Origin of the sequence: Flavobacterium luminosum (genome assembly GCF_023635005.1) — a bacterium.
GTDB lineage: Bacteria > Bacteroidota > Bacteroidia > Flavobacteriales > Flavobacteriaceae > Flavobacterium > Flavobacterium luminosum.
This window is the reverse complement of the sequence record NZ_JAMLJM010000010.1, coordinates 85,714-99,216: the sequence shown is the minus strand read 5'-3', so window position 1 is coordinate 99,216 and position 13,503 is coordinate 85,714. Positions and strand designations below refer to the sequence as shown.

Here is a 13,503-nt window from a genome sequence, read left to right as displayed (position 1 = left end):
CACTAAATCTGTCGGCTGATTTACCGGAACATTTAAAGTCGCAAAACATCCTCTACCTGAGTTCACCTGTACTGTGTAAGTACCCGTCGGTAAGCCAGTAAATATATTTGATGTTTGAGCAGAGAAAATAATTGGACCGGCGATAATCTCATAAGTATATACTGGATTATCGTTTGTAGGATCCAAAGTAACAGTGATCGTTCCGTCACTGCCTCCAAAACAACTCACTAGGGTTGAGCTAGCCGTAAAAGTTACCGGAGTTGGTGCTCCTAAGGTAACTGGTACATTAAACGTACAATTAGTTGTTGTATCTGTAATCGTTACCGTGTAGTTCCCTGCCGGTAAACCAGAGATCACATTACCTGAGATAGTTCCAGCAACCGGAGAAATACTGTAAGCATAATTTCCTGAACCACCTGTTGCTGTTATTACAATGCTTCCATCATTATTTGCACATGTCGGTAAAGCCGTTATAGCAACCGATCCTGCCATTGGAGTTAATATATTGATCGTTTCAGTTTCACCACAACCATTAGCATCTTTAACTTCAAAAGTATGACTTCCTGAAGATAATCCAGCAACCATGTAAGGGAAAGTCACCGTTTGGAATGCACCTCCATCAACACTTAATGTATAAGGAGCTATTCCAGCAGTATTTAATGTAATATTTACCGAGAAGTTCCCTTCAACAGCACAAGCATTAATTAAGGATACATCTGCGTTTGGAGTTGTGTCAAGATTAACTGTTATTGTAGTAGGAGTACTCGCAATACAACCATACGCATCTTTTACATATATGGTATAGGTCCCTGATTCAACGTTAAATGTACTTGAAGAACCATATGTAACACCATCAATACTGAAAGTATATGGTGCCGTTCCTCCTTGAGCAACAGCGGTAATAACTCCAGCATTTGTATTACAGTTGTCATTTTTAATAGCACTAGCTACCACTGATAAAGGATTAACAGATTCAACCACATTAAATACTGCAGAAGAAACCGAACAACCGTTATTAGGTCCACTCGTCTCTGTTAGTAAAACAAAGTATGAACCCGGAGCCATTGGGCCAATATTAGTAATTGGATAAGGTCCACCTGCTGGTAATCCGGTAACATTAGTTATTGGAGTTATTGGTGCTGTTGTTAAAGAATTGAAAATTTGCCATGAAACTGAAGTTCCTGCATAATTGCTAACTTCTATACTTACATTCGCATCCGCGCTTCCTTTACAAGTTACATTATTGATAACATCTATATTGGAAGTCATATTCGAATTAGAAGCTGTAGCAGTGTTTGCTTGAGCATAGTAATAACAATTACTTGCACTATCCCATACAATGAAAGAATACGTTACACCTGTTAATAAACCAGAGAAAGTAGCACTACCTGAACCAACAGTGTCCTCTGGTATCCAACCAGCACCTGCCGGAGGTGTAGTAGTATTTGGATACAATGAGAAATAATAAGGGCCACCTGTACCAAAAGTTGAAATTGCATCTACCTTTACTGTAGCACCTGTTAAACAATCTCCTGCCGGTAATACGGTAGCTGTTACTTGCAAGTCACTTACTGGTGATGCTATGGCAATATTACTAGTTGTAATTGAACAACTGTTGGCATCAGTCACAATTAAATCATAGAAACCATAATCTAAATTAGTAAAACAGTGGTTAATACCCGTTGTTGCAGCAGTGAACGTTTGAGGCGCATTACCATTCGAAAGATCTACCAACGTATAAGTATAAGGAGCAACTCCTCCCGATACTCCTTGAACACATATTTGACCTAAAGTAGTATTTCCACTAACTGGATCACAAGTAATAGGCACCAAATTAGAAGTGTATGTAATTTGAGGGTTTTGAGTTATAGTTACCGATCCTGAAATTGTACACAATTTACTGTCTCTAACTACATACGTATACGTTCCAGCCGCTAAATTAGAATAGGTTGTATTTGCACTAAAACCTGTACCGTTAAAATTAATCTGATAAGGAGCAACTCCTCCACCTGGAGTAAAAGTAACGGAACCTGTAGCATCACCGAAACACAATACATTAACTTGTGATGTTGAAACTGTCACAGGTTGTAATGCAGGAATTGTTATGACTCCCGATTGAACAGTACAACCTCTAATATCTGTAACTAGTATTTGATAAGTACCAGGATTTGTAGTTGGTATAGAATAGGTAAAAGTAGAACCTGTCACTGTTGTAGGAGCAGCGTAAGATCCTCCATTATAACTTACTTGATAGGTATACCCTGGATAACCTCCATTGATAGTTCCCGAAATTACAGCATTTGGAGTTGTAGAACAATCAAAGTCTTTAGTTAAAACTGTATTAAGTGTTAACTGAGGATTGATAGTCTGAGTAAATATTACAGCATTCGTACATCCATAAGCATCTCTCACCGTAATAGTATACGTACCTGGAGTAAGGTTAGAGAAAGTATGTCCATTAGTTGGTGTGTTTGAAGCAACGAAAGCTCCTCCATTAAGACTAAACTGATACGGTGCTACACCATTAGATGCCGTAACGTATAAACTTGCTCCATTAGTCGTATCATAACAAAAATCCGAAGTAGCCTCTAATGCTATGGTTGGTTGTGTCGGTGCGGCTAGAGTAAAAGGTCTTGTAATAGAACAACCGTTCGCATCCACTATAGTAATGTTGTATGAACCTGCAGGAACATTAGTAAAGGTATTACCCGATTGTGTACCGGCCACAGGGCTTATAGCATACGTATAACCTCCCCATCCGCCTGTAGCATTAACCGTTACAGAACCATTAGTTAAACAGGTCACCGGTTTGGTGTCTAATGTTGCCGATAAAGCAACCGCTGGAGCACTAATAGTAACCGTAGTGCTTGTTGTACAACCTGTAGATGGATTTACAATAGTAATAGTATACGTATTAGCTGGTAGATTATTTACCGTAACTGAAGCTACTCCAATATTAGTTCCTGAATCTCCAGGGAATCCGTTTGGTGTAATCGTATAATTATATGTTGGACTATATCCTGAAACTGTGAATCTTATAGAACCTGTTGCACTGCCCACACATTGAACATTATTGTTCACCACGGCGTTCACTGTTAATGCCGGTAATGGGTTTATAGTGAACGATTCTTGATAAGTACAGTTTTTAGCATCAGTAACCAAGAAAGTGTAAGTTCCTGGAGCCAAATTATTGAATACATTAGAAGTTTGTGCAATTCCTGCCGTTGGTGCTATGATTTGATATGTTAAAGGTAAAGCTCCACCCGTTACTGTTAGCGTAACATTCGAAGTATTACCTGAAGTACATGTCACCGCAGTAGCCGAGAATGAAATATCTGTAGGTGGTGTTAATGGAGCCACTACAACAGAAGTAGTTGCTGTACATCCATTAGCATCTTTCACAGTAATTGTATAGGTACCTGCACTTGATACGGTAAATACATTACTAGCTTGGAATGTAGTACCGTTGATACTGTAAGATAATGTACCCGTTCCTCCTGAAGCTGTAACGGTAATTACACCACTGCTGGTACATGTGTAAGGTGAGGTTAACAGTGCAGAAAGCGAAATGGCTGTCGGCTCTGTTACAGTAACGGTTCCGTTGAATGTACATTGTTTTGCATCACGGACAATATAATTATAGGTCCCAGCCGTTAAACCACCGTATGTAGTTGAAGAGCTAAATGCCGCTCCGTTAAAACTAATCTGATAAGGTGCCGTTCCTGAAGATGGGGTGATAGTCACACTTCCGTTAGTTCCTCCATTACATGAAACATTTGTAACCGTAAGTGTTGCTGTTGGTATTAATAAAGCAGGAACTGTAACCACTCCTGAGGATGCTATACATCCTCTGATATCAGTAACCTGAAATTGGTAAGTACCAGGATTTGTTGTTGGAATCGTATAAACAAACGGATTACTGCTTGGGACAGGAGAAACTGCTGTATAAGCACCACCGTTATAACTCACTTGATAAGTATATCCAGGGTAACCTCCTGCAGCGGTAACTGATATCGTTGCTGATGGTGTCGCCGTACAATCAAAGTCTTTTGTTAAAACTGCATTAATGGTTAATTGAGGATTAATCGTTTGCGTAAATGTTGTTGCATTAGTACATCCATAAGCATCTCTCACCGAAATAGTATACGTACCCGGAGTCAAATTAGTAAATGTGTGTCCGTTAGTTGGTGTATTTGAAGCTACATAAGCACCTCCATTAATACTAAACTGATAAGGTGCTACACCATTCGATGCTGTAACGTAAATACTAGCCCCATTAGTAGTATCATAACAAAAATCTGAAGTGGCATTTAATGCTAACGTTGGTTGTGTCGGTGCTGTTAAATTAATAGTATCTATATCCTGACATCCATTAGCATCGGTTGTCGTTATAGTATAGTTACCCGGAGGTACATTGGTGAACGTATTTCCCGATTGTGTACCAGCGGCTGGGCTTATAGTATAGGTATAACCACCCCATCCGCCCGAAGCATTCACGGTGATGGTTCCGTTAGCACTACAAGTAACCGGTGTAGAATTTAATACTGCTGCTAACTCAGAAGAAGGTCCTCCAATAGTTACTGTACTTGTAATGGTACAACTCTGATACACTAGTGTTAAAGTGTAAGTACCCGCCGGATAATTGGTTAAAGGGATTGTAACCGTTGTAGAGCCTCCATTAGGAGTTGTACCACTGGCCGAAGTTCCCGGTGCCGGTGTAATCGAATAAGAATAGCTTGCTTTATTAGGTAAGCCCGTAATAGTAAACGATGCATTACCGGTATTCGTTCCGAAACATCTTACATCGTTTAATAAATTTGGTGTAATCACTGGAGGTGCCACAGACTCTAAAACAAATACTTCTTGATAAGTACATCCGTTTTTGTCTGTTACTTGGAAAGTGTATGCGCCCGGTGATAAACCTGCGAAATTACCACTACTAAGAATTGGACTTATGATCGGTGCTACTATTTGAAAAGTTAGTGGTGGTTGTCCTCCAAAACCTGGAACCACATCTACATTAAGTTGTCCTGTTACATTGTCACAACTCACTTTTACCTGATCTTTTAAATACAAATCGCTTGGTCCAATAGGGGTTACTGCTGTAACGGTAGTAGTAGCAGTACAATTGTTCGCATCTCTAACGGTTATGGTATAAGTTCCCCCAACAGAAACAGTAAAAACATTACTTGATTGGAAATTGATTCCGTCGATACTATACTGTAATGTTCCGGTACCTCCTGAAGCATTTACCGTAATTACGCCCGGTGCAGGACAAGTAATTACAGGATTTAATACTGCTGCTATTGTTAAAGGATTTGGATTAGAGATCGTTATCGTTTCTGATGTTGTAGTACAGACAGCCGTTCCGGTAGTATATTGGACTAAAGCTGTATATGTTCCCGCTGATAATCCTGTGAAAACATTAGAATTAGACCAAGTGGTTCCATTGTTTATACTGTATAAAAGTGCATTACCATTGGCATTAGTCACATTAAAAGTAATTGTACCGTTGTTGGCATTATTACATAAAATATTTGTCGACGAAACGGTGTAAGCTGGTGGAAGTACTTGCGATACTACTTGAGTCGTTACTGTCTGACAATTATTAGCATCCACCACTGTAATAGTATAGGTTCCAGGTGTATTTACTTCTATTGTGTTTGTAGTTTGAAATGCCCCTGATGGAGGTGTTGTGTTCACGTAATAAACATAAGGCTCTGTTCCACCTATTACACTAACAGTAATTTCTCCCGGTGTACAAGACAAAGGTTTTGTTACTGAAGACGTTGCAATTAATTGTTTTGGATTACTTAAGGTTAATGTCCCAGATTGTGTACAACCGTTATCAGTATTCACTGACCATGTGTACGTTTGCCCAGGTGTTAAATTTGAAAAGGTATAATTGTTAGCCGCTTGAGGTCCTGCACTAGATACTAAAGTACCCGATGTAGTATTGCCACTATATAAATAAAAGTAATATTGAGCATTAACCTCATTAATTGCTAAGCTTATACTTCCTTTGTCTCCAAAACATAAAGGGTCTGTTACATTAGAAGTAACGGTGAAATTTCTAGCTCTTACTGAAATATCAGGAACCGAAACTATACATCCGTTTGTAAAACCAGTTTGTCTGATCAATACTGTATAACTACCCGCTGTTGTTATGTTACAGAACACATTACTAGATTGCCATACATTGGTTGGCGCTCCTGTAGGTGTTGATAAACTGAATTCATAACCAGATGAAGGTACGTTATTAATAGTGATACAACCCGGTGTATTACAGATGATATCTGTGGCTACCACTTGTGGATCTAATAAATTTTTAAACACATTGAAGTAAAAAATACTAGAACATCCGCCAGGATAATTAATTACAATTCTATATTGTCCTTCAGCAGCAACAGTAAAAGAAGAACCAGTTCCAATCTGATTCCAGACACAAGAAGCTGTTTCATTGGCACAAGTTACTGGGTTAGCTGCGGCACAACTTGTCTCGTCTAATTTTTGCCAAACGATAGAAGTAGCATCGGCAATATTAGTAAGAATAGTTTGTGAATCATTTACACCACACAAATAAATATACGGTAATGGTTTTCCATCGTTTGGACAGGTCACCACTTCATCTGCATAAGGAATAACTGGATTGGTTACCCCCACTCCAAAAGTCACCACATTAAATGTTACCGGTATATCGATACAAGGATCTGGTGCGTTAGCTAAAACGGTATATGTCCCCGCTTGATTAACAACTACTGATTGATTATTTGTTCCAGAAACTGCTGTTATAGTCGCTCCTGATGGACCAGACCAAGTATACGTGCTGTAACCGTTAGGTGCGGTTAATTGAACTGTTGTACCACACATGATTACGTTTTGAGAAAAAACACAATCATCGATATTTCCAATAAAGTTAGTAGGTGATGGAGTCCCTAAGTTACAAGCAGAAAAAGTCGATAAACTCGGGTCATCTGTAATTGGTGTAGTATTAATTACTCCTTGATATGAAGCAAAAGCTTGATTTATAATTCTATTTTCACAAGCATCAATTAATTCATAACAATTCGCTACTACCCTTACTTTTATCCTTATCGTATATCTTGGATCACCAACATTTACTAATGAAGGATCTACGTTTAGAATAATTTCTCTTGTTGCTGCATTATAAGAAGCCACCGTAACTCCTGTAGGTAATACAAGATCCGTTGGATGATTGTAAATTACATTAACCGGTAAAACATCTCTAATGGTTACATTCGTAGCATCATCATTTCCAATATTTTGAAACCCTATTACATACGTTAAACTTTGCCCTAAATTTACCGCTGAACCATCAGCAATAGGATTACCCGCATTGTCCTCTATAGTTTTAGTCAATACAATTTGTGGTTCTATAATATCTACTGCAAAAGCATTAAAGAAATAGAAAAAGACATCTCCTCCAGAACCCAATTTAATATTAGCAGAAGTAGCATTGTTTCCTAAAACCGCATTCGAATTATTAAAATTGGATATTATTCCCGCATCGTAACCGAGTGTGTTCTCACTATTAGGACTTCTGGCAGCAATAATACCATTAATATCGTTGATTGTACTATTAAAAAAGTTATTTGTGGTTCTCGGACGATTGGTGTAGGAAGTTGCTATTTTCGTGCCATTAATTTCCAAATAATCACCTGTAATGCTGTAATCTCCCTCCAAACAAGAAAAAGCAAATTTTGCCCTAACCGGACCCGATGGAATTGTTCTAAAACCAGAAATTGGAATATTCAACGTAGTGGCTCCTCCAATACCACTAAAACCATCAAACGATACAATAGATTTAGCTGGTAAATTAGGGTCTTCATAAACCACAAAAATGGACCATCCAGCACTTAATCCTGTACCTCCATTGTATCCGGTACTAGATACAACATCAGCTACTGTATAAGTCCCTTGAGGATTCGCTAAACCAGTAACAAGAGAGGTTATATCATAATAACAAGCATAGACTTTATTATCATCGTCACCTATTGGATTATTAGGATCATCATGAATAATTGTTCCTGTAATATTCGTGTAGGTAGAGGAACCTGGTAATTTTAATTTAACATTATTGATACCTGTTCTAGTATTACTTTGTAAGATTCCTGCCCAATACAATCCCGCATATTTAATACGATAACAACTAGAACTAGCTGAAGGTATGACCAGATCGGCACTACTCGAGTTAAATGTTGTTGCATCCACATCGATATCGATAAACTGCATATTAATACCGCCATTCTGACTATTCCCGTTGTAAGGAACATTAGTAGATGTACTATTAGTTTTTCTGCTAAGAGTATTGTTACCAATCAACAAAATATCACCCTTTAAATCCTGATCAAATCGAGGGGTAAAAGGCTTCAGATTTTGAGCATAAGTTACACTGTTTATCAAAAACAGCACAACTAACAGTGAGTAGAATTTTAACTTCATAGGGCAATCTTTATTTACTAAAGTTATTTCATTGTATGATATGCAAAACATTTATGTAAAACTCAAACCGAAGTTTTACATAAATGCTGGGATTAATTTTATTATTTTTCAACTTTTACCACTACCATTTTTCCGTTATATGGCTTACTTCCTTTTTCGTTCATTGCTGAAGTAGCCTCATCAATTTCTTCAAATTTTTGGTAATATATGTAATACGAACTTGTGGCTACATTATAGAAGAAATCTATATTAGTTTGACCCGCTTGTATTACTTTTTTCAAGAACTCATCACGTTTAGCAGGATCTTTATGAACTGCTAAAACCAGATAGAAACCAGGTTGAATGTTTTCCACATTTTTCACAATCTGCATATTCGCCTGATCCTCATCACCATAATCAAAATCAGTCGGTTTAAACTGTTGTCCTGTAGGCGAGGTGGTTTCTTTTATTTGTTTTAAAGTAGCTCTGTCTTTTAAGTATTTGTCTTGAGTACTATCAAACTGAGCACGTTTAATTCTACGTTTTTTCTCTACCTCTATTTCAGCTTTAATCTGATCTAATTTGGCAATTAACTCTTGATTTTGTTTGTCTGTTGTAGCTTTTTCTGTTTTTAATTTTAATAAAGCTTCTGCATAACTTTTATTAATTAAATCATTCTTGCTTGGAACAGTTCTTAGACGTGCTATGGCCAAAGCTTCAAATTCTTGAATAAATCTTGCTTGTTCCTGAGTACTTTGAGAAATTTCAGATTTTAAATTCTCTATAGCTCTATTAGCTGCAGAAGCACTCTGGAATTCTACTTCTTTTGTTTGAATAACAACACCTTGTTCCGTTAAATCATTCTCTTTTCGTAATTCTAATAACTCTCTTTGTTTTGCATCAACCAAAGCTTTGAATTTATCAACGTTTTGATTTTGGATTTTCTTAGAATCATCTATAACCTGAGTCAAATTCTCTATCTCTTTATCTTCCGCTGTTTTATTGGCTTCCAATTTAGCTCTTTCCGCAGCTTCTTTTCTTAATCTTTCTTCCTCACGAGCCTTTTCACGAGCTTCTGCTTCTGCTTTTTTACGAGCGGCTTCTTCTTCTTTGGCTTTTGCTTCTGCAGCTTCTCTCGCTTTACGATCGGCTTCTTCTTTAGCCTTAGCTTCTGATTCTGCTTTCAAGCGTGCCGCTTCTTCTGCTTTAGCACGAACTTCCGCTTCCGCTTTGGCTTTCGCTGCTGCCTGTGCTTGTTCTTGCTCTGCTTTTATACGTGCTGCTTCTTCCGCTTTTATTCTGGCTGCCTCATCTGCTTTCGCTTTCGCCTCCGCAGCTTCTCTCGCTTTACGATCCGCTTCTTCTTTAGCCTTAGCCTCTGATTCTGCTTTCAAACGTGCCGTTTCCTCTGCTTTAGCACGAGCTTCAGCATCCGCTTTGGCTTTCGCTGCTGCCTGTGCTTGTTCTTGCTCTGCTTTTATACGTGCTGCTTCTTCCGCTTTTATTCTGGCCGCTTCATCTGCCCTAGCTTTCGCCTCTGCAGCTTCTCTTGCTTTACGATCGGCTTCTTCTTTAGCCTTAGCCTCTGATTCTGCTTTCAAACGTGCCGCTTCCTCTGCTTTAGCACGAACTTCAGCATCCGCTTTGGCTTTCGCTGCTGCCTGTGCTTGTTCTTGCTCTGCTTTTATACGTGCTGCTTCTTCCGCTTTTATTCTAGCTGTCTCATCTGCTTTCGCTTTCGCCTCCGCAGCTTCTCTCGCTTTACGATCGGCTTCTTCTTTAGCCTTAGCTTCTGATTCTGCTTTCAAACGTGCCGCTTCCTCTGCTTTAGCACGAACTTCAGCTTCCGCTTTGGCTTTCGCAGCTGCCTGTGCTTGTTCTTGCTCTGCTTTTATACGTGAAGCCTCTTCCGCTTTTATTCTTGCTGCATCATCTGCTTTCGCTTTCGCCTCCGCAGCTTCTCTCGCTTTACGATCGGCTTCTTCTTTAGCCTTAGCTTCTGATTCTGCTTTCAAGCGTGCTGCCTCTTCTGCTTTAGCACGAACTTCAGCTTCCGATTTAGCTTTCGCAGCAGCCTGCGCTTGTTCTTGCTCTGCTTTTATACGAGCGGCTTCTTCAGCTTTTATTCTAGCTGACTCTTCCGCTTTCGCTTTATTATCTGCTTCAACTTTAGCTTTTAATCGATCCTGTTCGGCTTGTTTTGCTTCTTGTATTTTACGTGCCGCTTCTGCTTTGGCTCTAGCTTCAGCTTCAAGTCTTGCTCTTTCAGCAGCAGCTTTCTCTAATCTCAAACGATCGGCTTCTGAAAGTGCTTTATTCTTATCAGCTTCTGCTTTAGCACGAGCTTCTGCTTCCGCCTTAGCACGAGCTTCAGCCATTGCTTTTTCTCTCTCCGCTCTCAAACGTGCTGCTTCTTCTGCTTTTGCTTTAGCTTCCGCCATTGCCTTTTCTCTTAGCAGACGTTCTCTTTCTAAACGATCTCTTTCTTCTTTTTGTCTAGAAGCCAACAAAGCTTCACGCTCTTTTTGAAGTTCAGCAGCTGATTTTTTCTTAACTGGTGCCGGCTTACTATATGGATTTGTTTTATTTGTCGCTCTAACTATCGGCTTAGCATCTTCGTAATCGCCATAACCTTTTATTTTGTAAGCTAAAGTAACTTCATGAGTAAGACCAAAATTGGAAAAATTACCAAACCCTTTCTCTACAGTATAGCCTATAGATATTTTTTTAGCCAAGATAATACCTAAACCTCCAGAAGCTCCGTATACAGAATTGTATCCAGCTTGTGCCCAAATACCTTTTGGTGCATTTAATAAAACGGAACCAGACAAAATAGTTTTTTCTTTTGCCATTTCTCCTCTTAAAATTGTCGAGAATTTAGCATTTTCAAAGAAACCTCTATCGTAGATATAACCAGTGTACATCAAATGGGCAGCGATACTTTTCATAGGATCATCGCTCACCATTTCAGAACTATTAAAATTGTAATAGAAGATATTATTCGCAGTTAATCCTAAATCGATCATACCGGTGCTGTAGTTAATACCGGGATTTATGGTAAGTAATGAATTTTTTGCAATATTCTGAAGAGAAGGGTCTGATTCATTGGTAATAATTTTACCCTCGTTTAAACCGCTATTCACATACGCTAAATTTAAACCAAAAGAAAAATTGCTATCTCTGTTGATTTCGACATTTCGAGTAAAATTCCCCACCGCTCCAAAGGTAGTTAAAACTCCAATGTTTCTTTGAAACACTCCAAAACCTATTCCATTTTGGTCTCTAAATTTACCAGAATAGCTAAAAAAGTAGGTTGTAGGTGCATCTTCAAACCCCATCCATTGTCTTTTATTGGTGAAAGAAATAAAAGATTCGTCTTCACGTACGAAACTGAAAGTTGGGTTAATTAAGAATTTATTGAATTTCAGAGAATTTTTTATTGGTAGATCAAAAGAAACCACACCATCTGTAGTCTGTGCATGTAAAACGCCAAACAAATTAAAAAACAATAAAGTACTTAATAATTTTTTTCTCATGCTATTTTATAACGGTAATCGTTCCTTTTTTAACAGGGCTTCCACCTTTAGAAATAACATAGTAAAAAATTGGATTTACTGATTTAAATTCTATGGTGTTCTGGGGCCAATTATTCTGATAATTTGTTGTTTTTAGTATTTCTTTTCCGAAGGTATCTACAATTAATACTTCGTATTCTGTTGTTAAATATTCATTAGGAATTTCCCATAAATCATTTACAGTATCGCCATTAGGGCTTATTGTATTTGGTATTTGGGTAGGATTAATTCCGAATCCCACTCTGAATAAAATTTCTTTAGAAAAAACACAACCTGAAGTTTGTTTTACCACTAGTTTGTAATTGCCATCGATTGGAGTGTCGGTACTGAAAGTATCGGAAGTACTTACAGGAGTCGTAGAACTTGGAGCATACCACTCAAAAGTTGGATTAGTCGCTGTTGTAGTAACCGTTACTGCAAAAGTTTCGCCTTGTTGTATTTTGTTAATACTCGGTGATTGTGATGCTGGAAAAGTAAGATTAAAATCAAACCCATTTACTTGAATTGTATTGGTATAGATTGGTGACACACACGAACCAGCATTAACCAAAACCTTATAGTTTCCAGTTACAGCAGTAGTATACGTATTAGCAGTTGCTCCTGCAATTTCTACATCATTTCTATACCACTTATAACTATATCCTGGAGAAGTACTTAATACCGTTGGATTGGATGGGCATACATCATTGGGAGGATCAATACTAGAACTTAAATTAAACGTAGTACTTGATGAAATAACACTAACGGTTACTTTTTGTGATTTTTCTACTTGGCCTTCATCAAAAGTAGAACAAGAACCATAATCTAAAAATGCCTGATACTGTCCTGTACTACTCACTATAAGAGAAGATCCTGTTTGACCAGAAATAACCACCCCGTCTTTAAACCATTTGTATTTCAAATTAGGAATACTTACTGGAGATGGAGCTGTTGCGTCTACAGATAAAGTAACAGTTCCAGAACCACAAATACCTATGTTTGAAGCCTTATTATTTAAATAGAAAGGTTGATCAAAAGCCTGATAATAAGCAGGAAATGCAGAAGAACTTGAACCAATAACACTTGGAGAACTTCCTCTAACTCTTAGTTTATAATTTTGACCAGCCGTTGAAGTGGGAACTTTGAATGTAAAACTTCCCGGACTAGTAGTTGTTTGTGAAGATAATATAGTAATCCCTGTTAAAGAACTAAATGATCCGTTTGGGTCGGACATTTCCAAGGTGTAGGTATTACTACCTGTGAAACTAAAATTAACGGTATAGGTATTAAAGCCAGGGCTTGCACAAATTTTAGTAAAAGCAAAAGTCGGCGCACTAATCTGAGCGTGTAACCCACTTTGAGAAAAGAAGGTAAGAATCAAAACAAAAACGATTTTGATTTTAAATGGTAGAGTTCTTTTCATATTAACTTTTACTTAACACAAAATTCTTAAACGAAAAAAAGCAATTAATATTGTATAGTAATTCAGAAAATCCATTAAAAGTTT

At 38.0% G+C, this 13,503-nt stretch carries 3 protein-coding genes; all 3 read right to left on the bottom strand.

What is annotated here, in order from left to right; all coding sequences use genetic code 11:
• Positions 1–8,463: beta strand repeat-containing protein (locus NAT50_RS11450; protein ID WP_408610669.1), on the bottom strand; the 8,463-nt coding region annotated here is incomplete at its 3' end.
• Positions 8,464–8,564: 101 nt separating this feature from the next.
• Complete coding sequence (locus NAT50_RS11445; protein ID WP_250593361.1) at positions 8,565–11,978, bottom strand: PorP/SprF family type IX secretion system membrane protein; 3,414 nt, start codon at positions 11,976–11,978, stop codon at positions 8,565–8,567.
• Between the two features lies 1 nt (position 11,979).
• Positions 11,980–13,419, bottom strand: a complete 1,440-nt coding sequence (locus tag NAT50_RS11440) for a T9SS type B sorting domain-containing protein (RefSeq protein WP_250593360.1) — start codon at positions 13,417–13,419, stop codon at positions 11,980–11,982.
• Between the last annotated feature and the right edge of the window lie 84 nt (positions 13,420–13,503).